Source organism: Thiorhodococcus drewsii AZ1, assembly GCF_000224065.1.
Lineage (GTDB): Bacteria > Pseudomonadota > Gammaproteobacteria > Chromatiales > Chromatiaceae > Imhoffiella > Imhoffiella drewsii.
On record NZ_AFWT01000014.1, the window covers coordinates 83,450 to 109,186 of the forward strand.

The following is a 25,737-nucleotide window of genomic DNA, read 5'->3' on the forward strand; positions in this document are numbered from 1 at the left end:
TAGCTATGGACGCGATCGACAAACTCTGGATCTCCATGGGCATTGCCAACATGGAGTGGGGGCAGGGCCTGATGATGGCCATCGGCTGCCTGCTCATCTACCTGGCCATCGCCAAGAAGTTCGAGCCGCTGCTACTGGTCCCGATCGGCTTCGGCGCCCTGCTCAGCAACATCCCGATCGCCGGGATCGGCGGCCCGGACGGCATGATCGGACAGATCTACCACGTCGGCGTGGAAACGGGCGTCTTCCCCCTGCTGATCTTCATGGGGGTCGGAGCCCTGACCGATTTCGGCGCGCTCATCGCGCGTCCCTCGACCCTGCTGCTGGGCGCAGCCGCCCAGTTCGGCATCTTCGCGACCCTGATCGGGGCGGTGGCGCTCAACTATCTGCCCGGATTCGACTTCACGCTCCAAGAGGCCGCCTCCATCGCCATCATCGGCGGCGCGGACGGTCCGACCGCCATCTTCCTCGCCTCGCGCCTGGCGCCCGACATGCTCGGCGCCATCGCCGTGGCGGCCTATTCCTACATGGCGCTGGTGCCCATCATCCAGCCGCCGATCATGCGCGCCCTGACCACCAAGCAGGAACGCGCGGTGGTCATGCAGCAGTTGCGTCCGGTCTCGCGTCTCGAACGCATCCTCTTCCCCTTCGTGGTGCTCATCCTCTGCGCCCTGCTGCTGCCCTCAGCGGCACCGCTGATCGGCATGCTGACCTTCGGCAACCTGTTGCGCGAGGCCGGCGTGGTCGAGCGTCTGAGCCGCGCGGCCCAGAACGAGATCATCAACACGGTCACCATCATGCTCGGCCTGGCGGTCGGCTCCAAACTGTCGGCAGAGAAGTTCCTGGCGGTCGAGACGCTCGGCATCCTGGTGCTGGGCGCCCTCGCCTTCTGCATCGGCACGGCGACCGGCGTCATCATGGGCAAGATCATGTACCGCGTGACTGGCGGCAAGGTGAATCCGCTGATCGGCGCCGCTGGCGTTTCAGCGGTTCCCATGGCGGCGCGCGTGGTCAACAAGGTTGGATTGGAGGAAGATCCCCACAACTTCCTGGTCATGCACGCCATGGGTCCAAATGTTGCCGGCGTCATCGGCTCGGCGGTCGCGGCCGGCATATTGCTCGCCTTGACGGGAAGCTGATCTGATCCGCTGCGAACGCCCGATCCTTCGATGTCGGATCGGGCGTTCGAGCGAAGCGAAGGGCGATCACCAGCGGCCTCTGACGACGTATCCCTTCACGCGACCCTATTCAAAGACCCGCTGGCAAGAGAGAACGATGATCGACATCGAATGGGACAACAAATTTTCCGTCGGGCATGAGCGCATCGATCACGAGCATCAGGTCTTTCTCGACTTGATCAAAAATGTCTCGCTCTGCGACGACGAGCATATGCCGCGCGAGCGCGTCTTTCGCCTGCTGACCGAGATCGGGAAATACGCCGATTTTCACTTCTACAGTGAAGAGAACATCATGCTCGACACGGGCTATCCAGATTACGAGGCGCACAAACGCGAGCACAGCATGCTGCTCTGCAAACTCTATGATTACATTCACCGTTATCGAGTGGAGGACATCGACCTCGACAGCATGGTCGAGTTCCTGTTCGAATGGTTCGCCTTGCACACCACGGGCTCGGACAAACGGCTGGTGAAGCATATCCAGCGTTGAGACGGCGGCCCATCAGCCGCCGTCCGGGCACGCTTCGTAGCCCGGATGAACCGCGAGCGACATCCGGGATGCTATCAACGCGGACCGGTCGACTCGAGGCAACAGCTTCCGCACAACGCCTAACCCGATGGCGGCCCTCCACCCACATCGCTCGTTCCCGGATCCCGTCCACCTCGACCACCGAACGCGCGCCCAAGAAAGCGGAACAGACGCCCAATCCCACGCCAAATCTTGGGCGCCAACCAGATCAGCAACACCAGAAACACCGCCAGCAGGATCAGAAAGACCAACGGATGGCTGACGGCGAGCAGCAGGCCGCCCACGACCCCAACATCCTCGCCGAACGATGCGGCCCAGTTGGTGAAGGGCTCGGGAGAGGTGTTGATCAGAACCCGACTGCCGGCTTTGGCGAAATGCGAGGTGGCGGCGAGCCCCCCGCCCATGATGGCGGCCGCCAGATGCGCTCCCGTTCCCAAATCGCCAGCCGCGCCAGCGGCCAGCATGGCGCCAGCGGGGATCCGCACGAAGGTGTGAAGCGAATCCCAAGCGGTATCGACACCCGGAACCTTATCGGTCACGAACTCGACCAGATACATAAAACCGGCCGCAAGCAGGACCAGGGGATCCATCAGCAGATCCAATCCGGGCGGCAGATCGACCGTTCCGGTAGCGCCGAGCAATCCGAGCAGCAGGATGGTCGCATAGAGGTTGATCCCGCTCGCCCAGCCCGCGCCCAGGGTCAGGGCCAGCGTCTGCGTCATCTCGTCCACGGCAAAACACCTCGCAACACTAATGAAAAATGACCCGATTGCGATCGAACACCCGGTCACCGCAAAAAAACCGGATCCAAAACGGGACGTCGCGGAACTCAGCCCATCCTGGAAGATCCGATCGATCCTGTCCATTGCAGCGCCCTGAATATCCCGTATGACAGCGCGCGGATCCCGCTCGAAACCGACATAAAATACCTGAACGCCCACCTTGGGCCTCAAGGAGCATTCGGCATGTCTCGCATCATCACCTTTCTCGTCGCTTTTCTGTTGATCGTCTACGGAGCCTGGCCCTACTACAGCATCTTCCGGCTGGACCGCGCGCTCTCGGAACCGGATCCTGCAGCCATCGCCCCCTTCGTGGATCTGCCCGCCATCCGGCAATCACTCAAGCAGCGTCTCGCCGAGGGCGTCCGCTCCGATCTGCCTCAGGGAACCGACAGCAGCAATCCGTTCGTCGACCTGCTCGCTCAGGGTCTGAGCCAGATCGGCGATCGACTACTGGAACAGGGTCTCGATCTGACCGCCGTCCGCAACCTGCTGCAGGCCACGGCGACGCAGGCAACCGATCGCCGGCCGGCCTACTTCATCGCTGGTATCCACTGGGCCTTCTTCAGCGCGTGGAACCGCTTCGAGATCCGACTCGGGGAGGGGGACAACGCGACCCGGATCCTCATGCAGCTGGAGGGAGTAAGCTGGAGGATCACCGATATCGGGGGCTGACCCGGACGTGACGAGCCGCTCGTCTCTCGCCCGTTGAAACGGCGATTGGATTGGGCTCGCACCCCCCACACCTGTCAAGGATATCCCCGAGCCCGCCCGACCCAACGGCTACGGACATGGTGTCTCGATCCAGTCTCATAAAGCGGATCCGAGACAGGAGCGAAACACCCTGGTGAGGCTTTCGCTGTAAACTCAACTCGTAACAATCGCGGCCAAAGATCCCTGCCGCCCGTGCCAGCGCAGGGACCTTCGCACACGCATCACGATATGGGAGACATCTGAACGATGAATGCACTCAACACGATCGAGGCGATCAAGAACTCGGCCCTCGGCGCCGAACTCGACCCGGACGAATGCCAGGTCCTGGCCGACCGCATGGGAACGCTGTCGCTCGCGGCGGACGAAACCCTGGTCGAGGAAGGCGACGAGCGTCACACGCTCTTTCTGCTCGCCGCCGGGAGACTCTGTGTCTGTCGGCGTGTCGGCACGAGCGAGGAGATCGTCCACCACATGCGTCCCGGCGAATGCGCCGGTACCCGCGCCTTCGTCGACCGCTCGGTCCGCAAGGCCGGTCTGCGCGCCGAGATCGACAGCCAGGTGATGACGCTGGAACCCGTCGACTTCGAGGCGCTGATCGACAGCCATCCGCGCCTGGTGTTCAAAATGATGCGTGCCATCTTCCGCATCACCCACAGCAACCTGATGCGCATGAACCGCGAAAGCGCCGAGATGCGCAACTATCTGCTGAAGACGGGCGGACGCTACTGATCTCAAACCCTGACCATGACGGACGCCCGGCGAATTCGCCTGCTGCACACCTCGGACTGGCACCTCGGACGCACACTGCACGGCCGCAAACGTGACGAAGAATTCGCCGCCTTTCTCGACTGGCTGATCGAGACCGTCGAGCTTGAGGCGGTCGAGGTGCTGCTGATCGCCGGCGACATCTTCGACACCAGCGCGCCGAGCCACCGGGCGCAGGCGCTCTACTACCGTTTTCTCTCCCGTATATCGGGCTCGAACTGCCGCCATCTGGTGGTGATCGCCGGCAATCACGACTCACCCACCTTCATCGAGGCCCCCAAGGCCCTGCTGCATGCGCTGGATGTGCATGTGGTCGGCGCCATCGGACAGGACCTGAACGACGAGGTCCTGGTCCTGCGCGACCAGGAGGACCGGCCCGAACTCATCGTCTGCGCCGTGCCCTATCTGCGCGATCGTGATATCCGCCAGTCCGAGGCCGGGGAGACGATCGAGGACAAGGAACGCAAGCTGATCGAGGGCATTCGCGCCCACTATGCTGAAGTCGTGGCCCTGGCGGAGCAACGACGCGCCGAGCTGGATCAGTGGATCCCGATCGTCGGCATGGGGCACCTCTTCACCGCCGGAGGACTGACTCAGGACGGCGACGGCGTGCGCGAGCTTTACGTCGGCTCGCTGGCGCACCTCTCGGCCAGTATCTTCCCCGACTCACTCGACTATCTCGCGCTGGGCCACCTGCACGTCCCGCAAAAGGTCGCCGGCTCCGAGAGCATCCGCTATAGCGGCTCGCCCTTACCGATGGGGTTCGGCGAGGCGCGCCAAGTCAAGCAGGTCTGCCTGGTGGACCTGGCCCCCGAAAACATCCGCGTAAGCGCGCTGGAGATCCCCGTCTTCCAACCGATCGAACGCATCCGAGGATCCTGGGATGTCATCGCAACCCGTCTGGGCGAACTGGCGGCGGCCGACAGCCCGAGCTGGATCGAGGTGATCTACGAGGACGAGGCCCTGATCGGCGACCTCCGCGAGCGTCTGGACGAGGCGGTCACCGGGACCAAACTGGAGATCCTGCGGGTGCGCAACGACCGCATCCTGGCTCAAGCGCTCGGCCAGACCCAGCTCGACGAAACGCTCGCCGACCTCGATACCGAAGAGGTCTTCTCGCGCTGCCTGGAGAGCCAGAAGATCGCGATCGACCAGCGACCAGACCTGTTGCACTGCTACCGCGAGATCCTGGCCGACCTCAACGACGCCGACCCACTGTCCGATCAGTGATCCTTGCGAACAGCGTTCGCCCGCGCCCAGGCGCGCTCGAATCTGCAACCCTCACAAAACCAACTGAACTGGACCGCCGATGCGAATCCTGCGGATACGCTTCAAGAATCTCAATTCGCTCGCCGGCGAATGGGACATCGACCTCACTCATCCGAGCTACGGCGCCGACGGCATCTTCGCCATCACCGGCCCGACCGGCGCCGGGAAGACGACCGTCCTCGACGCCATCTGTCTCGCACTCTATGCCAGCACGCCGCGTCTGAACCGGGTCAGCAAGGGCGCGAACGACATCATGTCGCGCCGCACCGGCGACTGCTTCGCCGAGGTCACCTTCGAGACCCAGTCGGGCCGCTACCGCTGTCACTGGAGCCAACACCGGGCCAGGCGCAAACCGGACGGCGAGCTGCAGAACCCGAGACACGAACTCGTCGACGCCAACAGCGGCGACATTCTGGAATCCAACCTACGCGGCGTCTCCGATCGCATCGAATCGGTCACCGGCATGGATTTCGCCCGCTTCACCCGCTCCATGTTGCTGGCCCAGGGCGCTTTCGACACCTTCCTGCGCGCCGCGCCCGACGACCGCGCACCCATCCTCGAACAGATCACCGGCACCGAGATCTATAGCCGTATCTCCATCCGCACCCACGAGCGCACGCGCGCCGAACGTGCCAGGCTCGACACGCTGACCGCCGAACTCGCCGGCATGCAACCACTAAGCGAAGAGGAAGAGCGCGAGAGCCGAACGCGTCTGAGCCAGCTCCAAGACACGGACGCCGAACTGAGCAAGCAGCTCGAACAGACCCGCCGCTCGATCAGCTGGCTCGACACCATCGCCGATCTGGAACACGAGACGGCCCGCATCCCTGAGCGCTGGAAGGACCTGGGCACGCGAGAGGAGGCGTTCGCGCCGGAGCGGCAACGACTCGACCGGGCCAACCGGGCGCTCGAACTGGCCGCCGACCATGCCGGATTGAGCGGATTGCGCGACCAACTCGAACAGGATCGAAGCGCGCTAGGCGAGGCTCAAGCGCAACTTCCGGAACGCGAGCGCGCGAGCGAACAGGCCCAGCAGTCACTGACCCAGGCCGAATCCATCCTGACCGAGCGCCAGGCCGAGCAGACTCGAATGACGCCCATCCTGCGCCAGGCACGCGAGCTGGACCTAAGGCTCGCCGAGAAGGCCGGTCCCATCGCCTCGGCAACCAAGAGGCTCGACGCGCGTCAACTCGAACGCGAGGCCCTCGGCGCCCAGCAGGACCAGGACATGGCAGCGCTCGACACCAAACGACAGGCACTCGACGCACTGCTCGCACGAATCGCCGAGACCCAGTCCGATGCTGCGCTAGTCGAGCAGCTCGCCAGCATCCGTGGACGCCTCGAGACCCTGACACAGATCCGCGCCCAGCAGGCAACCCAAGCGACGGACCTTCGCACGGCGCAGATGCGGATCGCGGAAACGACAGACCTCTCGACTCAGGCCACCCAAACACTGCAGACCCGTCGGCAGGCCCTGACCACGCTGGAAACGGACCTCGATCAGAGGCGCCGCGCGCTCGACAGCCTCCTGGAACAGCGCACCCTCGCCGACTGGCGCAACGACCGCGCGGCGGCACAGAACCGCGATCGGCTCCTGGACGCGCTGGGATCGACAGCGACCTCCCTGCTAGATACGCGGCACGCGATCACGGCCCTCGCGACTCGACGGGAGGCATTAGATCGCGAACATACAGAGGTCGCGTCCGAACGGGCGGCGGCGACCGAACAGTCGGCAGCACTCGAGCGCGAGCGCCAGCTGCTCGAAACCCAGCTCACACTCGTGCGCCGTATCCAGAGCCTCGAAGAGGCACGGACCCAGCTCGCCGACGGCGAGCCCTGCCCGCTGTGCGGCGCCACCCATCATCCCTACGCCGAGGGCAACATCCCGCAGGGTGACGCAACGGCCAAGGCGCTGGACCAGATCCGGGCACGTCTCAAAGACATCCAGGATCGGCTCGGGGAATTCGCGATTCGACAGGCACAGATCGCCAAGGAGCTGGAGGGCATCGCCAGCCGAGACGGCGAATACCGGGATCGGCTACCGGAGCTGGAGGAACGGATCGCGGCACTCGGATCGGAACTCGATCTGGACACGACGGATCTGGAACCGCTGATCGCCGCGCTTCCCGAGCACCGAGCCAAGACCCAGTCCGATCTGGAACGCTCGACCCGAGTGGTCACAGACGCCGAAACCCTGGAGCATGAGATCGGCGCACAGAGCAAGGCGATCGACAGCGAACGCACCCAGGTCGCGGCGCTCGAACGCGAGGCGCTGGAGGCCAGACACCAACAATCGAGCGCCGAACAGGCCCTGGCCGAGGTCGAGCGCCAGACGGAACAACTGAAGTCTCGTGAACGCGACGCCGAACAGGCGGCACTTCAGGAGATGGATCCCTTCGGCATCACGACCGTGCCGACCGAGGGGCTGGACGCCCTGTTGGCCCAACTCATCGAGCGCCGCGATGGCTGGCAGACCCGCCAGCAAGACCGGCTCGATCGCGAGCAACGCATTCTGCGCCTCGAAGGACAGATCCAGCAGCGTGTCGAGCGGATCGCCCGACTGGAGCGGGAATCGGTCGCGGATCGTGAGCAGCTCGATCGGCTGCTGGGCGAGCATGACGCACTGGCCGAACAACGCCAGACATTGCTGCCAGACCTGGATCCCGACACCGAAGAGGTGCGACTCCACGAGACGATTCTCTCGGCCCAGGCCTCGCGGGACGCCGCACACCAAACCCTGAGCGCAGCCGCACGGGATCTCGACCTGCTACGCAGCCGCGTCGCCGCTCTCACCCAGGACATCAGGGTCCGGGCCGAGCGCGCCCATATATCCGAGGATGCGTTCGTCGCACGACTCCTGAAGGCCGGATTCAGCGACGAGTCCGACTATGTCGCTGCCCGTCTCAACGAAGAGGAGCGCACGGCCATTGCCGAACGGGCAGAGGGTCTGGCGCGCGAGCGCACCGAGTTGAATGCGCACGAGCGCGAGACGACGATGCGTCTAACAACCGAACGCCAGCGCGCGCTCACCGATCGGTCCCGCGCCGATCTCGAAGCAACGGCCACGCGACTCGAGACCGAGCGCAACGCGCTCCACCAAGAGATCGGCGGTCTAGGTCAACGGCTGGAGGACAATGCGCAGCTCAAGACGCGCCAGCGCGAACGGCTCGACGCCATGGCCGCCCAGCGGATCGAATGCGAGCGCTGGAACCGTCTGCACCAGCTCATCGGCTCGGCCGACGGCAAGAAGTACCGCAACTTCGCTCAGGGCCTGACCTTCGACATCATGATCGGCCACGCCAACCGTCAGCTCGAACGCATGAACGACCGCTACCTGCTGATCCGCAACCAAACCCAGCCGCTCGAACTCGACGTCATCGACAAAGACCAGGCCGGAGAGATCCGCTCGACCAAGAACCTGTCGGGCGGCGAGAGCTTCATCGTCAGCCTCGCACTGGCGCTCGGACTCTCGCAGATGGCCAGCCAGACGGTGCGGGTCGACTCGCTCTTCCTCGACGAGGGCTTCGGCACGCTCGACTCCGAGGCCCTCGAAACCGCGTTGGAGACGCTGGCTGGACTGAGACGCGACGGCAAGCTGATCGGCATCATCTCGCACGTCCCGGCGCTCAAAGAGCGCATCGGCACCCAGATCCGGGTCACGCCGACCCGGGGAGGTCGCAGCCGTATTCAGGGACCAGGCTGCCGGGACGTGAGCTGATCCAGCCGCCAGCGATACAACCTGGCTGGTCATTGTCAGCTGGAGGCCGGTCGATCGAACCGGTAGGCGGCCATCTCCTGGTTCAGGTCGTCGAGCAGCGTTTGAAGCTCCTCGCAGAAACGCGCGGTTTCGGAGACGCCGGAGGCCGTATGCTTGGCGCCACCCTGAACGGCATGGGCACTACGATCGATCTCTTTGGCGACGTGGCTCTGCTCCTCGGCCGCAGTCGCGATCTGGATCATGAGATCGCTGATGGTCATGATCGCTTGGCCGATCGACTTGAGCGCCCGATCCACCTGATTGGCTTGTTCGCGCATCAGTGCCGCCTGATCGCGATCCTTGCCCATCACCTCGGTCACACCCTGCGAGCCCTTCTGGATCCGCTCGATCATGCCCTGGATCTCCAGGGTCGAGTCTTGGGTCCGCGAGGCCAGCATTCGGACCTCGGCCGCGACCACGGCGAAACCGCGTCCCTGCTCGCCGGCCCGCGCCGCCTCGATGGCGGCATTGAGGGCCAACAGGTTGGTTTGTTCAGCGATCCCCCGAATCACGCCGACCACGGATCCCACCTGCTCGATATCCGCATCGAGCCGTGACATGGCCTCGGCCCCGTGCATCACACCTTCCGTCAGGCGCTGGACCGAAACCATGGCGGTCTGCATCATGGCGTCGCTCTGATGGACCTCAAGCTTGGCATCCGAGGCCGCATCGGAGGCGACGGCGCTGTTGCGGGCGATTTCCTCCACGGTCGCGGCCATCTCGGTGATGGCGGTCACCACCTGGGTGATCTCATCCTGCGCATCGGTGACCCGATCCAGGCTGTCGGAGGCAACCGAACGCAGACGCTCGGCGATACCGTGAATCTGCCCCACATCGTCGGCGGTCTTGCCGAAGGTCTCGGCGAGGCCCCGCTGCAGACGCATGACGGCGCGGCCGAGCCGCGAGATCTCGGTATCGCCACGGAGCGCGATCTCGCCCCGAAAGTCCTTCGCGGCCATACGCCCAGCCAGCTGCTCGAGATCCGAGAGCGGCTGAAGCATGCGTCGCAACGCGAACAAGCTCGCAATGAGCCCGATCGCCATCAGGAGTGTGGCGACCAGACTGGCGCTGGACACCCAATCCATTCGCGCATCGAGGCGCTCATGCGCGACCATCTTCGCGGCATGCACCTGATCGAACAAGGCACTCAATTTATCGTCCAACACCTCGGCGGCGGTATCGAAATCGGGCATGAGGCTATTGCCTTGTTCGGGACCCTGTTCGACATAGAGATGCGCCATACGCTGACCCATTGCGTAGTAGCTGGTCAGGGCCTGATCCAGATCGCTGGGCAGGGCGGCCGGATCGTCATAGAGCGAGCGCATCTGCTCGAGTTCACTCTGTGCGCGCTCGTAATGGGATCGCGCCTTATCGAAACCGTCATCCAGTCCATTCAAGCCGCGCGTCGCGCTGATATCGGATAACCACTGTTGGATCTGAATGACATCAATCCTGAACTCATAGGCCAACGCCTCGACCCGATCCTCCTTGACCATGATGCTGTCGAGTGACGATTGGACCTGTCCGGCCACATAGAAGGCGCCAATACCCGCAAACAGGGCCAAACCACCAAGCCCCGCAAAGAGTAGACGGGCTCTCGCTAAGATTCCAAAACTGGCCATATGGGATTATCCGATCGGTGTGAATGGAAGAGGGCTTGCGGTAGCACGGCCCAGAGACAAGCCTAATCGATCCCACCGAGATTATTCATCGGCGCAAGAGCGAAAACGGCCATTCAGGCATCAGACGGCGACTTCGGAGATCTGGGCCGGCGACTCGACCGCCTCTTGAGTGCATTGGGCCCAGACGAAGTCGCTCCACCGTCCTCCGCGTCCGACGCGACGATAGCGGTCAAGGTCCCTCGCGCCAGCCGCACCTGGACACGCGTTCCCGGAGGGGCATCGTCTGGATCGCGCACAATGCGATCGTCCTCCGGGCGGGTCACAATGGCATAGCCACGTGCCAGCGTAGCCAGAGGGCTACGCGCCTCCAAGCCAGCCACCGCCCGGGCAAGCCGTTCGCGCCGCGCCTCGAAGAGACGCTCATGCGCGCGCCCCAGACGCTGGGCGAGACCATCCAGGCGCGTGGCGAGCCGGGACAGACGCCGCTCGGGCGATGCGGCAACGAGACGCCTGACCAGCGGATGCAGTCGCGAGCGTGCGCGCGACAGATGATCGCCGAGCAGCATCGCCAACCGTTGCTGGACATAATCGAGACGCTGAGCCTGCTGCTGCAGACGCGCGCTCGGATGCAAGAGCGCCAGATGACGCGACGATGCCTCGACACGCTGACGGGCGGTCCTCAGTTGACGCTGTTGTGCATCGGCCAGACGCAGCCCCAGTACCGTTACGCGCTGGCTCAGATGCTCGCCCGAAGGCGCGACCAACTCGGCGGCGGCCGAGGGCGTGGGCGCGCGACGGTCGGAGACCAGATCGGCGATGGTCAGGTCGATCTCGTGGCCGACACCGCTGACGACCGGAATCGTCGAGGCGCGAATGGCCCGAGCCAACGCCTCGTCGTTGAAGGCCGCCAGATCTTCCAGCGAACCCCCGCCACGCGCCAGGATGAGCACATCGCATTCGGCCCTGGCATTGGCCAGCGCCAGCGCGTCGATCAGGGATGTCGGGGCCGCATCGCCCTGAACCTGGGCCGGATAGATGATCACCGGCAATGCCGCGAGGCGCCGTTCGAGCACCGCGAGCAGGTCGCGCACCGCCGCGCCCGTCGGCGAGGTGATGAGCCCCACCTGACGCGGAAAGGGTGGCAGCGCCCGCTTGGTCGCGGCATCGAACAGCCCCTCGGCCGCCAGTTTCTGCTTCAGTCGCTCGAAAGCCAGACGCAAGGCGCCCTCGCCGCCCGGCTCCATGTAGTCGACCGTGAGCTGAAAGTCGCCGCGCGGCTCGTAGAGCCCGACCCGCGCGCGCACCAGAACCTGCTGCCCGTTCTCGGGTCTGAAGCCCAATAGCATCCGCTTCGAGCGGAACATGGCGCAACGCACCTGGGCCGCCTCATCCTTGAGGGTGAAATACAGATGCCCCGAGGCAGGCTGCGCCAGATTGGAGATCTCGCCCCCCACCCAGAGGAGCGGAAAGCTCGCGCCGAGGACCGAGCGCACCTCGCTCGCCAGACGCGCCACGCTATAGATATCACGGGACGCGCCCCCCAGATGATGCTCGACAGCGAGGGGTTTCATCACGCGACACAACCTCCCCTCGAACATCCAGGCACGGATTTCGAGAAACAGAACTGTTTACAAAAAGACATCATCGTTTTATAGTTATCTGTTACTTTCCAGCTTTGGAAGCGATCTGCGGAGCCCCATTCCCATGCGCCTGATCCAGGAAGCTCTCACCTTCGACGACGTCCTCCTTGTCCCCGCCCACTCCAGGGTGCTCCCCAACGAGGTGGATTTCCACACCAAACTCACCCGCGAAATCGATCTCCGCATCCCGCTCGTCTCGGCGGCGATGGATACGGTCACCGAATCCAGGCTGGCGATCGCCATGGCGCTTGAGGGCGGCATCGGCATCATCCACAAGAACATGGCCGCCGAGCGTCAGGCCCGCGAGGTGCTGGCGGTCAAGAAGTACGAGAGCGGCATCATCCGCAACCCGATCACCGTCTCGCCCGACATCAGCATCGGCGAGGTCGTGCAGCTGACCCACGCCAACAACATCTCGGGCGTTCCGGTCACCGACAAGGGCGAGTTGGTCGGCATCGTGACCGGACGCGACCTTCGCTTCGAGACCCGCATGAGCGAGCCTGTCTCGACCATCATGACGCCCAAAGAGCGACTGATCACCGTACTCGAAGGCTCCAGCCGCGAGGACGTGGTCAATCTGCTGCACACCCATCGCATCGAGAAGGTGCTGGTCGTCAACAAGGCGTTCGAGCTGCGCGGACTCATCACCGTCAAGGACATCCAGAAGGCGAAGGACTTCCCGAAGGCCTCGCGCGACTCGCACGAGCGTCTGCGCTGCGGCGCTGCGGTGAGCGTCGGCAAGGGTACCGAAGAGCGGATCGCCGCGCTGGCCGAGGCCGGCGTCGATGTCGTCGTCGTCGACACGGCACACGGACACTCGCAGGGCGTGCTCGACCGCATCAAGTGGGTCAAGACCCACTACCCCGAGCTCCAGGTCATCGGCGGTAACATCGCCACCGCCGCTGCGGCTCATGCACTGGTCGAGGCCGGCGCAGACGCGGTCAAGGTCGGTATCGGTCCTGGATCCATCTGCACCACCCGCATCGTCGCCGGTGTCGGCGTGCCGCAGATCACCGCCGTCTCGAACGTCACCGAGGCACTGGAAGGCACCGGCGTGCCGCTGATCGCCGACGGCGGACTGCGTTTCTCCGGCGACATCGCCAAGGCCATCGCTGCGGGCGCGAACAGCGTCATGATCGGCGGGCTCTTCGCCGGCACCGACGAGGCGCCGGGCGAGGTCGAGATCTATCAGGGCCGCTCCTACAAGTCCTATCGCGGCATGGGTTCGCTCGGTGCCATGGGCGCGTCCGAGGGATCGAGCGACCGTTATTTCCAGGAAGGTACCGACAAGGATAAGTTAGTCCCCGAGGGCATTGAGGGCCGTGTCCCCTACAAGGGCAGCCTGCTCAACATCATCCACCAACTCATCGGCGGCCTCGGATCCAGCATGGGCTACACCGGCTGCGGCACCATCGACGAGATGCGGACCAAGCCGGAGTTCGTGCGGGTGAGCGGAGCGGGTATGCGCGAGTCGCACGTCCATGACGTCCAGATCACCAAGGAAGCGCCGAACTACCGGATCGACAGCTAAGTCGATCATCGCATCGCGGGCGACAGGGAGCGCCGCCCGATCGAGGACGGCATTCGCGCGATTTCGGCGCGATCCCGCCTGTCCGCCCCACCTTCCCTTGTCGCCCGAACGCTCACACACATGGCCAATATCCACGCTGACCGTATCCTGATCCTGGATTTCGGATCCCAGTACACCCAGCTCATCGCCCGACGCATCCGCGAGGCCGGCGTCTATTGCGAACTACACCCCTACGACGTTGACGCGGACACCATTCGCGCCTTCGACCCGAACGGCGTCATCCTCTCCGGCGGACCCCAGTCGGTGCACGAGGCCGAAACGCCGCGCGCCGAACCCTGCGTCTTCGAGCTCGGCGTTCCGGTTCTGGGCATCTGCTACGGCCTCCAGACCATGTCGGCACAGCTCGGCGGCACGGTTATCCCCTCGACCCATCGCGAATACGGCTATGCCCAGGTTCGGGCGCGCGGACACTCACGCCTGTTGCGCGACATCGAGGACCACAACAATTCCGAAGGGCACGCCCTGCTCGATGTCTGGATGAGTCATGGCGACCGGGTGGAAACCCTGCCGCCCGGCTTCACGGTCATCGCCGAGACAGACAACGCCCCGCTCGCCGGCATCGCCGACGAGGGCCGACGCTTCTATGGCGTCCAGTTCCACCCCGAGGTCACCCACACCCGTCAGGGACAGCGCATCATCGAGCGCTTCGTCCACGAGATCTGCGGCTGCGGTCGACTCTGGACGCCGGACAACATCATCGAGGACAGCATCGCCCGGGTGCGCGAGCTGGTCGGAGACGAGAAGGTCCTGCTCGGACTCTCGGGCGGGGTCGACTCCAGCGTCGTAGCCGCCCTGCTCCACCGCGCCATCGGCGACCAGCTGACCTGCGTCTTCGTCGACAACGGCCTGCTGCGTCTCGGCGAGGGCGATCAGGTGATGCGAACCTTCGCCCGCCACATGGGCGTGCGGGTCATCCGGGCCGACGCCGAGGACCGCTTCCTCGGCCGACTCAAGGGCGTGAACGACCCGGAACAGAAGCGCAAGATCATCGGCAACACCTTCATCGAGGTGTTCGACGACGAGGCAAACAAGATCAAGGACGTCAAATGGCTGGCCCAGGGCACCATCTATCCAGACGTCATCGAGTCCGCCGGCTCCAAGACCGGCAAGGCCAAGGTCATCAAGTCGCACCACAACGTCGGCGGCCTGCCCGAGGAGATGAACCTCAAGTTGGTCGAACCGCTGCGCGAGCTGTTCAAGGACGAGGTGCGCAAGATCGGCATCGAACTCGGACTGCCCTCGGAGATGGTCTACCGCCATCCCTTCCCCGGCCCCGGCCTGGGCGTGCGCATCCTCGGCGAGGTGCAGAAGGACTATGCCCAGACCCTGCGCCAGGCCGATAACATCTTCATCGAGGAACTGCGCAAGGCCGACCTCTACGATCAGGTCTCCCAGGCCTTCGCCGTCTTCCTGCCCGTGCGCTCGGTCGGAGTGGTCGGCGACAACCGACTCTATGCCCATGTGATCGCACTGCGCGCAGTCGAGACCATCGACTTCATGACCGCCCGCTGGGCGCATCTGCCTTACGACTTCCTCGACCTGGTGTGCCGACGCATCGCCAACGAGGTCCCAGGCATCTCGCGCGTGGTCTACGACATCACCGGCAAGCCGCCGGGTACGATCGAGTGGGAGTGATCACACGTTAGACATTAGCAGGCCGCTGAAAAACCCCAACACCTTTGCACCGATTTGGGAAATTGACGCGGCTTGCCCTCTTTGTTTGGCTTCGTCGATGCGCGGAACGATCGCCCCCAAGGCGCCCCTGCATCGCAAATCGGACAAAACCATCGCCAAGCTCCGCTCCATGGAGCCTGTACTCATGGAGAACCGTCAAACCTTTGTTGTCAGTGCCGACCTCACCGAAAGCCTATGGCCCAACCGAGAGCAAGGCGGCATTGAAAATACCCTAGCGAAGTGCACCGTGGGCCAAGGGCCTTGGCGGACAACTGCTGCTCGGATGCGCCCCCTAAAATCTGATACGCATCGCCAACCTCAACGGATGATGGAATGCACGCCATACTTGAGGAAAGATACATCAGGAATACTTCAGTGGCGGCCATTCAGCCATCCATTGCATACTGGAAACAGAAAAATCGCCTCGCCCTTGGTGTTGCAGGGTGCTTTCGGACCGATTTTTGCGCCCAAACGAAGGTCTTGGTGAATTGAGCGAGTCCTTTTCAACGGCCTGTTAACCAAACAGCCTCCGCGACACTGCGGGCGGCCCAAGTGGGAGCATGAAAATCTACAGCGCAGCGCAACTGTCTGCTTTGGCTCGGCTGTTCTCCGCAGCGGTTTTCCGTGAAATGGCGAGGAAAGGCCGATCCGGCTTGTTCAGTCGGCTGCTCGGGCAGACCGATCTGTGCAAGCATGCTGGCCCACACGCGACTGTCGGTAACACATTCGACTCCGCGTTCGAGATTTTGAAGATCGCCGGAAACCGCGACGAATACATCTATCGAGCGGCGATCAGCCAGAAATTGTTGATGGGAACGCACTCGCTCCGCACGGCCTCAATGCTCAATGAGTTTCGCACCGGCAGCAGCAAGGCTGATGTTGTCATCTTGAATGGCACAGCGACTGTCTACGAAATCAAGTCGGAGCGGGATTCGCTCGCACGGCTCGCCAGCCAGGTCGAAAACTACAAGCGCGTTTTCGCCAAAGTGAATGTGATCGCATGCGAAGGCCATATTGAAGGAGTGCTAGAAAAGGTTCCGGACGATGTTGGCGTGATGTGCCTTTCAAAACGCCACCAGATCACGACGGTTCGCGAAGCGGTAGAATGTTCGAAGCGCATCTGTCCGTTGACTGTCTTTGATTCGTTACGCATAACCGAAAGCATCGCAATCCTGCAGGCGATGGGCGTGACAGTGCCTGAGGTCCCCAATACGCAAAGGCACGCCGCGATGCGAAACCTATTCGCCACGCTAGACCCGGTTGCGCTACATATAGAGATGGTGCGGACACTCAAGCGGACCCGCGATCTTGCACCGCTAGGCGACTTCATCGATCGTTTACCAAATTCCTTGCAAGCTGCGGCTCTATCGATATCGGTACGCCGGTCCGATCATTCGAAACTGATCGACGCCATTGAGACTCCGCTGCACGCAGCCATGACCTGGAGCTGAACGACGTATGTACCACCCCTATTTCCGCGGAAAACAATTCGAACTCATCACTATCCGCGAGATGGCGGAGTTGCTTGCCGAAAAGAAATTCGTGCCTGTGATTGAGCCGGTGCGAGAGTCGCTCGGCGGTCTTAAGAAAACCTTGAATGCAATATGCAACGCTGGCGGACAAACAATTGTTATTGTGAATCCTTATCACGGCGATCACCAGGAAGATGGGACGAGTATCACTGACCTCCTACAAGGAGACTTTAGCGAAGCTGACAACATATCTGCTGGCATCTTGCTGCGTAATGACATGGATATCGACGCAGTAATTGACTGCTATGACCAACATGCCGAGCATCATCCAGTTCTAGTCCACGCAGGCTTTACCGCCCCCAAGGCGCTGGCGGTCGCGTTGGAAAATAACATGCACGACCTCACCAACGTCTTCGTCGAAGATCATGCAAAGCTGCTCTACCGGAGGCATTTCGATCAGAGCACGCGCATTCTCGTACGCGACGGCTTCAAGCGGCAACGCAATGCCGATTATCCGGAGATGGAAGAGTTCTCCGATCTTCATGTTACCTATGGCGATCTCGGCATGGCGGGCTTTGGCGATTTTCTTATGGTCGGCGACGCCTACAGCGAGGGTGGAGGCCCGGCCTATGCCGTCGCGATCCACATCACCTTCATCGATCCTGATAAGGACGATGTCATGTACATCTATCACTTCGTGTCGGATACCAAAGACACACCGACCGATCCGGCCGGCAAGTTCGCCCAGGCGTTGGCTAAACTGGTGGCGAGACTGGACAGCGGAAGCTCCCACATTCTCGAGACTCAAGCGATCAGAGAGTTTCGTGACCTCCACGCCAAAGGTCATTTTCCAGGGCTTGGCTACGTTAAAAAGCTTTCGATGAAACATCACATCGAGACGCTTGCGGACTATCTTGGCTGAGCTTATGACTAAGCGTTTTTGCTGCCCGGAATGCTTCGGCGATCGCGGCCTACGTGATGAACTTTTCCCAACCCTCGCTCCCGGCCATGGGACATGCGATTTCTGCGGAACCACTGACACACAGCTCGTTCGTCCAGAAAAGCTCGCCGACTATTTCGGGCTCCTAGTCAATGTATATGAACCGAATGAGGACGGGAAACCTCTGGTCGAATGGATGAAAAAAGACTGGCAGCTCTTCAGACATCAGCGTATGGACATTGCCCACGCCAAGGAGTTGCTCGGCGAGATTCTCAATGATGGTGAGATCGTCCGACGCAATTTCTCCCCGTCAGCGAGCTATATCAGCGAAGGCCTCGCGCAGTGGGACAAGCTGCGCGACGAGATGATGTATGCAAATCGCTGGTTTCTCGACGTAGCAATTGATAAGGACCGTCTCAAAGAACTGCTCGACATGCTGATAGCGCAGCCATTACCCCGGCAATGGTACCGCGCGCGCATCCGCACAGATGATGAGTGCTTCCCGATCGAGAAAATGGGCGCACCGCCGAGACGACGCTCGTCGAATGGCCGAGCCAATCCTGCCGGAATCCCCTATCTATATCTGGGATCTCACCCCGATACGGCCGTGGCTGAAATCAGGCCTCATACCGGCGAGGTTGCTTGCGTCGCTGATTTTACAATCCCCGAGATCAAGGCTGTGGACTTGCGCAACCCGCGCCAATTCGTCTCACCTTTGATCCTGACTGACGCTAGCGAGATCGGCCAGCTGCGCGCCGACTTGCCATTCTTAGAACGCCTGGGGGAGGAGTTGACGCGACCGATTCAGCCGGCGGGAGCTGCGATAGACTATATTCCAAGCCAGTATCTATGCGAATTTATTAAGAAAAACGGCTTCGACGGCGTCGTCTATCGTAGTTCGGTAAGCGATGGCATCAATCTCGCCTTGTTCAATCCCAAACAGGCGGTCGGTGGGAATGTGAGCCTCTACAATGTGACCAAGGTGTCGGTCACAGTAGAAGGTCCTGCCTAAGTGGAAGTGATCCCAGACCCAGATCAGGATGCGCACTGGATGCGCCACGCACTCGGCCTGGCCGAGCGTGCGGCCGAGGAAGGCGAGGTGCCGGTGGGCGCGGTCCTGGTCCGCGACGGAGAAGCGATCGGCGAGGGCTGGAACCGTCCGATCGGCGCCCATGACGCCAGCGCCCACGCCGAGATCCAGGCACTGCGCGATGCCGGCCGGCGGGTCGGCAACTACCGTCTGCCCGGCACCCGGCTCTATGTGACGCTGGAGCCCTGCGTCATGTGCGCGGGCGCCATCATCCATGCCCGTGTCGGCGAGGTCGTCTATGGCGCGACCGACCCCAAGGCCGGCGCCTGCGGCAGCGTCTTCGACCTGCTGCCCTCCGATAGACGCTTCAATCACCGTACCGACTGTCGCGGCGGCGTCCTGGGCGACCTGTGCGGCGACCGACTGCGGGCCTTCTTCAAGGCGCGCCGCTGATCAGCTCGGCAACCGCGACGGATTGGAGAAGTCGACGATCAGGGCCGTGACATTGTCTCGTCCGCCCGCCTCGCGGGCGGCATCAACCAGAGACCGAGCGACTGACTCGGGCGGGTCGAGCCGCCCCATGATCTCGCCGATTCGCTCCGGCGCCAGTTCCTTGACCAGGCCGTCACTGCACAGCAGATAGCGGTCCCCCTCCCTCAACGCCTCGACCCGGCGATCCAGCTCCAGATCGATTTCGCCGCCCACCGCGCGAACCAGTACGTTCGACAACGGATGATCCTCGACATCCTCGGGCGCGAGCACGCCCTGATCGACCATCTCCTGAACCTGGGTGTGATCGACCGTTATCTGGACTAGATCGCCACCGCGCAAACGATAGGCGCGGCTATCTCCCGCCCAGAGCAGCGCACAGTGGTCGGCGAGCGCAATGATGAGAACCACCGTACTGCCGATGATGTCGCCTCCCCCGAGAGCCGCCTCCTCGACCAAGCGGTGATTGACGTCGGCCAGAATCGCACTCGCCGAATCGGCCATCGCGCCCAGCAGGGACTGAACCTGCATGGAGCCGAGCCGATCCACGATCATGCGACTCGCCGTGTCCCCCTCGGCATGCCCGCCCATACCGTCCGCAACCACCCAGAGCCCCAGATCCGGACGATCGAGAAAGGCATCCTGGTTGTACGCGCGCACGCGTCCCTCATGGGTCGCGGCGCCGGACGCCCAGACGAAGGACACCCCGGGCGGCCTCACGAGAAACCCTCGTTACCACCCGAGCGATCGGGCGTGGACTCGGCGAACTCCCACCAGCCATGCCCCGTCCAGTTACCACCGATGAGCGCACTAAAACCATCGACCGGAGGCAATCCCTGACAGACGAGTAGCGAAGGCTCAACCCGATCCGATCCGCTCGACCACCAGAGACTGTAGCCGCAGAACATCTGGTCGAGCGCTCGCGCGAGTAGGCGGGCACGGACATCCCCCGACCCAGCGGTCGCCGGAGTCGGCAAGCGCCAAGCATTAGTGCGCACCAGGCCATTGGCCGAATCCGCGTCATTCGCCAAACGGATCACCTGGAGATCGCCGAGCGCCCGCACCTGGGCATCGAAGCCGTCGAGTGAACAGCTGTCATCGAGCGCTGCCAACGCCAGGATCTCCGCCCGTTCGAACCAATCGGACTCGGACACCAGAGACATGAGATCGGCGCCCGACGGCAATGGGCACGCCAGCGTCAAGGGAAAATAGCGGCCGACACGATCGACGCTCGGCATCATGACCCCGGCCCAGGCCGCCTGCCCGACCAATCCGGGACTCAGGGCGAACCGCCACAATGGACTGGTTAGATAGATGTCCAGCCAATCATCGCCGAGCTGCAACCGGCTGTTCGCCAAGGATTCGCGCAGCCAGAGATCCCATGGCTGGACGAACTCGGCCGGCAAGCGCCGAGAGACGAAGTCACCCAGGGCGGGCAACTTGCCGTAAAAGCCGGTCTCGAGTCGGCCCCGCTTGGTCATAGCCGCCTCGGACAGCGAAAGGCGCGTACCTCGTCGAACCGAAACGGATTGCGCACACTCTGCGCTCGCAGATCGAAGCGCGCCGACAAATTGGCCAGCGAGAAGGTCACCCGGAATTCCTCCGGCTGATTGGTCGCCTTGAGCGCCGAGCGGTCCAACACCCGGAACCAGGCCCAAGGCCCCTCCTCGGTCAGGCTCGGACCCGAACCCGTCTCGTCCGAGAACACCAGACGCACCCGCTCGGCACCACTTGGGGCCGGCCACACGAGCTTCGTCCCGCGCGGCGGACCATGCCGATAATCGAGTGTCTGCCCGCCCAGATCCAGAATGAACTGAGTGACCCTCGGATCCATGCTGCGCGGCGTCAGCTCGAACTCGACCGAGGGCGTCTTGCCGCCCCCAATGAAGAATGACTCGCGGATCGCCGCCGCGCGCTGGAACTGAACCAGGACATCGTCGGGGATGCCGATAGCGCTGTCGTTCCAGCGCCAGACCGAACGCGTCGTATCCACCATCTGACTCAGGTTGTCCTTGAAGAAGGCGTCGAGCAATCCGCCCGGCCCGAAGAGCCGAGCGAAATCGTAGAGCGTGGTCTCGCGACCGCTGTCTCGAACGAAGGGATAGCGATCGTTGATGGCCTCGCGACAGAACGACAGGATCTCTGCCGTCCAGATATTGTTGAGCTGAGCGCGGACGCCGCCCGTCGCCAGATTGGAGCTGTCCTGGGCAAGCGTCCCCAGCCAATTGCCCAGGGGCTCGGGAAGCCGCGAGCCGAGCGACTTGACCTCCTGGATCTCCGCGCTGTCGCCGGCGATGACCGAGCCATGCCCAGAGGACAACGCCTTGGCGACCGCGCCTAGATGGAGCTGGAGCTTGCTCAGATCGCCCAGAACCTGATCGATTGGCGCCTGTCCCTGATCGTTGGTCCGCACCAGGTCGTGGAGCCACGCGAAACGGCGCGTGACATAGGATTCCGGGGCCTCCCGCTCGGTCGTCGTGGCGACCTCGGAGACATCGCCTAAATTCCGCTCGACCCGCCGAAGAAAGCCGCTCTTGGCCTTATCGGTCGCCGCATCGACCAGCGTCTTGCCCGGATCCGTAGAAACCCGGTCTAGCTCGGTCTGCCGCGCCGCTGCGATCAGCAGACGTCGCAACGGTGAATCCACAGGATCGGCGAGGATGCGAGTGACCTCGGCGGCATGCTGAAGGTCGCGGACCGGAACCAGATCGATATCGCCGAGTAGCGCGTTCCACTCCGTCACATAGTCCTTCAGATAGTGATCCCGCACCTCGTCGAGCAGCTTAAGCATCCCGCCCGGGGTGGAGTCGAGCCGAGCCTCGGGACCGAGAATCCAGCGGTCCTCGGCGAGCACGGCGAGCAAATTCTTGGCCACCCGAGCAAACCCACTGTGATAGCCGTCGTAGGTATAGAGTGCCGGGACGCCCTGATTGAGCGGTCGCCCGCTACGGCGAACGAAGACCAGCTTGGTCAGATCGCCTCCGGCATCGCTGACGGTAAAGTCGGGGAAGTCATCTCCGACACCCTCGTTCTTCAAGCGCCGATAGATCCGCTCCGACAGCGGCACCCGATTGATGATCTCCCGGACTTCGGCGATCAGCTTGGCGTCCAGCTCGATCGGCAAGGGAACCGGACGACGCTCGAGCAAGGCCGCGAGATGGTCGCGGAGCGACTCCTGCTGCTCGGCCGTGGTCTCGCGAGGAAGGCTGTCGCTCCAATCGCGCCCGACCCAGAGCTGCACCGCCTCGCCGTCGTAGTGCTCGTCGCTCCCCAGCATGAGATAGATGCCCAGCGCATCGAAGAGGTACTCCGGATCCCCCGCTGCCTGCCGCATCTGCTCCTCCAGACGCAGGATGATGCGCGGCATGAGCGCCTTGTTGAGTATCCGGCGGTAGGCACGATCCGCCTGGGAGCCCAGCTTCTCACCCTGATAGAGACCGAAGCCCATGCTCAGAGGCACGGACGTCTCTCGATCCGCGAACCCGCCCGGAATGGCCCGCGCGGCGTCCAGCAATGGGAGCACGCCCAACGGATTGCGATCCTCGGGCGCAAAGGCATCGATCTGAGCCTCGATGTCGAGCACCCGTTGCGAGACATCCCGAATGTATGACTCGTTCAGTGAGTAGCTGGTGGCCCAGGCAATGGCCGTGAGCAACCCTAGGGTCAGAACCCCGGCATAGGCACCACGACGCAGCCACAGGCGCCGACGCTCCAAGCGTGGATTGAGTCCGGCGAGCGCGGATTCCTGGAAGACGACATCGCGCAGAAGTCGCGTGATGAAAAAGCTCTTGGCCGTTCCCCTGAAAGGCAGCACGCCCTGACGGCCAAGTCCGAAGTTGGCCGCGAATGCGCCCAGGATACGGTCGATGGGAGTTCCGGTCTGAGTCCCGCTGGTGAAGTAAACACCGCGCACCAACGGCCGGATCTCGAAACGGGACGGAGCGAAGGCGTCGTTCAGAAAGCCGTCCAAGAGCTCGCCGAGGGCACCGAACTGACGCGGAAAGCTGAATACCAGGGCACGCTTGCCCGGCTCGCGCTCCTGCTCCATCCTGGCCAGTAAACGCTGGTCGAGCCGCTCGCAGAGTGCGGCCATCTCGCCGGAGAAGGTGCCGATGGAGGGCGGTGCGCCATCGCTCTGATCGAGCTTGAAGGTGAGCCCCCACACCTGCTCGCGCCCCTCCTTGCCAAGATCGGCGTAGAACTCGTTGAAGCCGGCGACCAGATCGGCCTTCATGAAGAGTACGTAGACAGGAACGGCAATACGGAAGGTCTGGCAGAGCTCCTGAACACGCTGGCGGATCGCCTTGGCATGGGCGGCCCGCTCGACTGGGTCCTGTTGCATCAAATCGGACAGGCTGACCGCGACCAGGACCCCATTGATCGGACGCCGAGGCCGGTGTCGTTTCAGCAGATCGAGGAAGTTCTGCCAAGCCGCCTTGTCGACCTGCTCGTAGCTGTCCTGGGTGGTATAGCGACCGGCGGTATCGATCAGCACCGCCTCGTCGGTGAACCACCAGTCGCAGTTGCGGGTACCGCCGATTCCATGGACTGCGTCCTGCCCCAGACGATCGGCGAGCGGGAAACGCAGACCCGAATTCAGCAACGCCGTAGTCTTGCCGCACCCCGGCGGACCGATGATGAGATACCAGGGCAACTGGTAGACCCAGCGTCCGCCAAACCGACGCCGTCCCTCGGAGCGCTTGAGCGTCGAAAGCGCCTGCTCGAAACGCTCGCGCAGCATGCGCAGCTCGTCCTCGGACGCCTCCCTCGCCGGATCGATCTCGGCATCCGGCGCGTCGGCGAGCTGATCGATCATCTTGCGATTGCAGACGCGGGCACGTACCGCGCGCAGGACCTGAACCAGCAACCAGACGCCGAACAGGACGGCGATCAGGATCCAGCGGGCCGTGGAGGACGTCAGCGGCTCATGCCCGGCGAAACCGATCAGCGGCCCCACGAACCAGATCAATGCCGACAGCGCAATCAGTCCGATCAGCGAAAGCAGGAACGGCGATATCAGAAACTTCAATAGTGCGCTCATCAGCTCATCCCCGCGATCGATCCAGCATCACTGACGGAATGGCGAGCCGGCGTCATCAGCATGATCTCCACCCGGCGGTTTCGCGCATCCTTGGGATTGTCCGGAACCAGTGGCTCGGTATCGGCGCGCCCCTCGGCCTTGAATCGGGACGGATTTCCGACCGTCTGCAACAACAGATCCCGCACATGGACCGCGCGTTCTTGCGACAGGTGCCAATTCGAGGGGAAGCGGAGCGTCTTGATGGGAACGCTGTCCGTATGCCCAGTCACCAGCACGGCGCCCGGCAACTGGGCCAGCGATTCGGCGATCCGCTTGAGCAGTGGGCGATAGAGCGGCCGCACCTCGCTGCTGCCGGAGGGGAACAGCGCATCCCCTCGAATGATCACGACCTGACCACCCTGACGGTCGACGACCTCCAGCTGTTTGGCCGCGATCTCCTTGGCCAGCAGAGTCCTCAGTGTCAGCGCTGGCGAGGTCGCCGAATCCGGCGACGGTGCGATATCGGGAATCGGCACATGCGGACGCTGCGTCACCGCCGGCAATCCCTTGTCCAGACCGGCGAGCGACAGATATACGGGATCCGAATCCCGATTCAACGAGAAGGTCAGGAAGGCGAAGAGCATCAGCAGCAAGAGGGCCGTGACGGATGCGAAGACCCACAGCGGCAACTGATGAACGAGCGGATCGCGCCGCACGCGAACCCCTTGCCAATGAGGCGATAACTCCTGCTCGGGATCGCCGCGTTGGGCCCGAATGGTCTGAAAGAGCTGCTCGCGGACGTGCTCCAGTTGCGCCCGCCCGCCCTCGCGAACCCGATAGCGCCCCTCGAACCCCAGGGCCAGGCAGAGGTACATCAGCTCAAGCAGGTTGAGGTTGCCCGACGGATAGGTGATCAGACGCTCAAGGGCCGAGAAGAACTTCTCGCCACCCCAGGTTTCGTTATGAAAGCTGATCAGCAGCCCTCGATTGCTCCAAATGCTCTGGCTTCCCCAGGGTGTATCGAGCACGAGTTCGTCGAGCAGAGAGCACAAGACATAGCGTGCCGGCAGAACGACCGCGTCGACGAAGCCCTTGGCGCGCGCGCAGGTCTCGAACTCACGTATCTGCCGGATCAGCCCCTCACGTAACCCCTCGGGATCCGGATGCGATGCCGTGCCCCGCACCTGCACGGCAACCGTCAATAAACCAGAGGCGCAGGCGAGCAAGGGATTCTGGGTTTGGGCCAAGGGCCCCGGTGGCGGCCAAGT

General features: G+C 63.1%; 19 protein-coding genes and 1 pseudogene. 12 read left to right on the plus strand and 8 right to left on the minus strand.

Annotated features, from left to right (window positions below; all coding sequences use genetic code 11):
* The first annotated feature begins 5 nt into the window (after nt 1-5).
* Nucleotides 6-1,139 (plus strand): sodium ion-translocating decarboxylase subunit beta, encoded by a 1,134-nt coding sequence (locus tag THIDRDRAFT_RS11240; protein WP_007040964.1) that lies wholly within the window; start codon nt 6-8, stop codon nt 1,137-1,139.
* Between the two features lie 136 nt (nt 1,140-1,275).
* Nucleotides 1,276-1,668, plus strand: coding sequence for a bacteriohemerythrin (locus THIDRDRAFT_RS11245; RefSeq protein ID WP_007040965.1), 393 nt, complete (start codon nt 1,276-1,278; stop codon nt 1,666-1,668).
* Nucleotides 1,669-1,787: 119 nt separating this feature from the next.
* Here THIDRDRAFT_RS11245 and THIDRDRAFT_RS11250 read toward each other — a convergent pair whose 3' ends face one another.
* Complete coding sequence (locus tag THIDRDRAFT_RS11250; RefSeq protein WP_245535833.1) at nt 1,788-2,429, minus strand: DUF4126 domain-containing protein; 642 nt, start codon at nt 2,427-2,429, stop codon at nt 1,788-1,790.
* 243 nt (nt 2,430-2,672) lie between these two features.
* On the opposite strand from THIDRDRAFT_RS11250, the gene THIDRDRAFT_RS11255 reads away from it, so the two are divergent.
* From THIDRDRAFT_RS11255 to THIDRDRAFT_RS11270, 4 genes are all read left to right on the plus strand, one after another.
* Nucleotides 2,673-3,161 (plus strand): DUF2939 domain-containing protein, encoded by a 489-nt coding sequence (locus THIDRDRAFT_RS11255; RefSeq protein ID WP_007040967.1) that lies wholly within the window; start codon nt 2,673-2,675, stop codon nt 3,159-3,161.
* Between the two features lie 285 nt (nt 3,162-3,446).
* Entirely contained in the window at nt 3,447-3,929 is a 483-nt protein-coding gene (locus tag THIDRDRAFT_RS11260; protein WP_007040968.1) for a cyclic nucleotide-binding domain-containing protein, read from the plus strand.
* A gap of 15 nt (nt 3,930-3,944) precedes the next feature.
* On the plus strand, nt 3,945-5,195 hold the full coding sequence (locus THIDRDRAFT_RS11265; protein WP_007040969.1) for an exonuclease SbcCD subunit D C-terminal domain-containing protein: 1,251 nt from the start codon (nt 3,945-3,947) through the stop codon (nt 5,193-5,195).
* Between the two features lie 79 nt (nt 5,196-5,274).
* Nucleotides 5,275-8,952, plus strand: a complete 3,678-nt coding sequence (locus THIDRDRAFT_RS11270; protein ID WP_007040970.1) for an AAA family ATPase — start codon at nt 5,275-5,277, stop codon at nt 8,950-8,952.
* A 35-nt stretch (nt 8,953-8,987) separates the two neighbouring features.
* On the opposite strand, the gene THIDRDRAFT_RS26155 is transcribed toward THIDRDRAFT_RS11270, so the two are convergent.
* Both THIDRDRAFT_RS26155 and xseA read right to left on the minus strand, forming a co-directional pair.
* A complete protein-coding gene (locus THIDRDRAFT_RS26155) occupies nt 8,988-10,613 on the minus strand; it encodes a methyl-accepting chemotaxis protein (protein ID WP_007040971.1) in 1,626 nt (541 codons plus the stop codon).
* A 113-nt stretch (nt 10,614-10,726) separates the two neighbouring features.
* Nucleotides 10,727-12,184, minus strand: a complete 1,458-nt coding sequence (gene xseA / locus THIDRDRAFT_RS11280; protein ID WP_007040972.1) for an exodeoxyribonuclease VII large subunit — start codon at nt 12,182-12,184, stop codon at nt 10,727-10,729.
* A gap of 133 nt (nt 12,185-12,317) precedes the next feature.
* Here xseA and guaB point away from each other — a divergent pair, with 133 nt between their 5' ends.
* The 3 genes and pseudogenes from guaB to THIDRDRAFT_RS11295 all read left to right on the plus strand — a co-directional run.
* Complete coding sequence (gene guaB, locus THIDRDRAFT_RS11285) at nt 12,318-13,784, plus strand: IMP dehydrogenase (RefSeq protein ID WP_007040973.1); 1,467 nt, start codon at nt 12,318-12,320, stop codon at nt 13,782-13,784.
* A gap of 120 nt (nt 13,785-13,904) precedes the next feature.
* Nucleotides 13,905-15,479, plus strand: coding sequence for a glutamine-hydrolyzing GMP synthase (gene guaA, locus THIDRDRAFT_RS11290; RefSeq protein ID WP_007040974.1), 1,575 nt, complete (start codon nt 13,905-13,907; stop codon nt 15,477-15,479).
* A gap of 668 nt (nt 15,480-16,147) precedes the next feature.
* Nucleotides 16,148-16,810: pseudogene (locus tag THIDRDRAFT_RS11295) on the plus strand (sce7726 family protein); the annotation flags it as partial.
* A gap of 98 nt (nt 16,811-16,908) precedes the next feature.
* Here the strand turns inward: THIDRDRAFT_RS11295 and THIDRDRAFT_RS27310 are convergent.
* Nucleotides 16,909-17,007, minus strand: coding sequence for a hypothetical protein (locus THIDRDRAFT_RS27310; protein ID WP_425358439.1), 99 nt, complete (start codon nt 17,005-17,007; stop codon nt 16,909-16,911).
* Between THIDRDRAFT_RS27310 and THIDRDRAFT_RS11300 the strand changes: the two genes are divergently transcribed.
* The 3 genes from THIDRDRAFT_RS11300 to tadA are packed head-to-tail and all read left to right on the plus strand — an operon-like array spanning nt 16,977 to nt 19,413.
* A complete protein-coding gene (locus THIDRDRAFT_RS11300; protein WP_007040977.1) occupies nt 16,977-17,912 on the plus strand; it encodes a sce7725 family protein in 936 nt (311 codons plus the stop codon). The genes THIDRDRAFT_RS27310 and THIDRDRAFT_RS11300 overlap by 31 nt on opposite strands.
* Before the next feature lie 4 nt (nt 17,913-17,916).
* Nucleotides 17,917-18,942, plus strand: a complete 1,026-nt coding sequence (locus THIDRDRAFT_RS11305) for an RES family NAD+ phosphorylase (RefSeq protein ID WP_007040978.1) — start codon at nt 17,917-17,919, stop codon at nt 18,940-18,942.
* Between the two features lie 6 nt (nt 18,943-18,948).
* Nucleotides 18,949-19,413 carry a tRNA adenosine(34) deaminase TadA gene (gene tadA, locus THIDRDRAFT_RS11310; RefSeq protein WP_040844667.1) on the plus strand — a complete coding sequence of 155 codons (465 nt, stop codon included), beginning with the start codon at nt 18,949-18,951 and terminating at the stop codon, nt 19,411-19,413.
* On the opposite strand, the gene THIDRDRAFT_RS11315 is transcribed toward tadA, so the two are convergent.
* Genes THIDRDRAFT_RS11315 through icmH form a run of 4 tightly spaced genes read right to left on the minus strand, consistent with a single transcriptional unit; the run spans nt 19,414 to nt 25,716 of the window.
* The gene (locus THIDRDRAFT_RS11315; RefSeq protein ID WP_007040980.1) at nt 19,414-20,169 is read right to left on the minus strand and encodes a PP2C family protein-serine/threonine phosphatase; all 756 of its coding nucleotides are present in this window, start codon (nt 20,167-20,169) and stop codon (nt 19,414-19,416) included. It lies immediately after the preceding gene.
* Nucleotides 20,166-20,930: a type VI secretion system-associated protein TagF gene (tagF, locus tag THIDRDRAFT_RS11320; RefSeq protein WP_007040981.1), complete on the minus strand. Its 765-nt coding sequence runs from the start codon at nt 20,928-20,930 to the stop codon at nt 20,166-20,168. The genes THIDRDRAFT_RS11315 and tagF overlap by 4 nt, the downstream gene beginning before the upstream one ends.
* On the minus strand, nt 20,927-24,490 hold the full coding sequence (gene tssM, locus THIDRDRAFT_RS11325; protein ID WP_007040982.1) for a type VI secretion system membrane subunit TssM: 3,564 nt from the start codon (nt 24,488-24,490) through the stop codon (nt 20,927-20,929). The genes tagF and tssM overlap by 4 nt, the downstream gene beginning before the upstream one ends.
* Nucleotides 24,490-25,716, minus strand: coding sequence for a type IVB secretion system protein IcmH/DotU (gene icmH, locus THIDRDRAFT_RS11330; RefSeq protein ID WP_245535830.1), 1,227 nt, complete (start codon nt 25,714-25,716; stop codon nt 24,490-24,492). The genes tssM and icmH overlap by 1 nt, the downstream gene beginning before the upstream one ends.
* Between the last annotated feature and the right edge of the window lie 21 nt (nt 25,717-25,737).

Coding starts and splice junctions, on each gene's coding strand:
- guaB (WP_007040973.1), top strand. CDS start 12,318: ATGCGCCTGATCCAGGAAGCTCTCACCTTCGACGACGTCCTCCTTGTC.
- THIDRDRAFT_RS11305 (WP_007040978.1), top strand. CDS start 17,917: ATGACTAAGCGTTTTTGCTGCCCGGAATGCTTCGGCGATCGCGGCCTA.
- THIDRDRAFT_RS11300 (WP_007040977.1), top strand. CDS start 16,977: ATGTACCACCCCTATTTCCGCGGAAAACAATTCGAACTCATCACTATC.
- THIDRDRAFT_RS11255 (WP_007040967.1), top strand. CDS start 2,673: ATGTCTCGCATCATCACCTTTCTCGTCGCTTTTCTGTTGATCGTCTAC.
- THIDRDRAFT_RS11250 (WP_245535833.1), bottom strand. CDS start 2,429: ATGACGCAGACGCTGGCCCTGACCCTGGGCGCGGGCTGGGCGAGCGGG.
- THIDRDRAFT_RS26155 (WP_007040971.1), bottom strand. CDS start 10,613: ATGGCCAGTTTTGGAATCTTAGCGAGAGCCCGTCTACTCTTTGCGGGG.
- THIDRDRAFT_RS11265 (WP_007040969.1), top strand. CDS start 3,945: ATGACGGACGCCCGGCGAATTCGCCTGCTGCACACCTCGGACTGGCAC.
- tssM (WP_007040982.1), bottom strand. CDS start 24,490: ATGAGCGCACTATTGAAGTTTCTGATATCGCCGTTCCTGCTTTCGCTG.
- guaA (WP_007040974.1), top strand. CDS start 13,905: ATGGCCAATATCCACGCTGACCGTATCCTGATCCTGGATTTCGGATCC.
- tagF (WP_007040981.1), bottom strand. CDS start 20,930: ATGACCAAGCGGGGCCGACTCGAGACCGGCTTTTACGGCAAGTTGCCC.
- THIDRDRAFT_RS11260 (WP_007040968.1), top strand. CDS start 3,447: ATGAATGCACTCAACACGATCGAGGCGATCAAGAACTCGGCCCTCGGC.
- xseA (WP_007040972.1), bottom strand. CDS start 12,184: ATGAAACCCCTCGCTGTCGAGCATCATCTGGGGGGCGCGTCCCGTGAT.
- THIDRDRAFT_RS11245 (WP_007040965.1), top strand. CDS start 1,276: ATGATCGACATCGAATGGGACAACAAATTTTCCGTCGGGCATGAGCGC.
- THIDRDRAFT_RS11270 (WP_007040970.1), top strand. CDS start 5,275: ATGCGAATCCTGCGGATACGCTTCAAGAATCTCAATTCGCTCGCCGGC.
- THIDRDRAFT_RS11240 (WP_007040964.1), top strand. CDS start 6: ATGGACGCGATCGACAAACTCTGGATCTCCATGGGCATTGCCAACATG.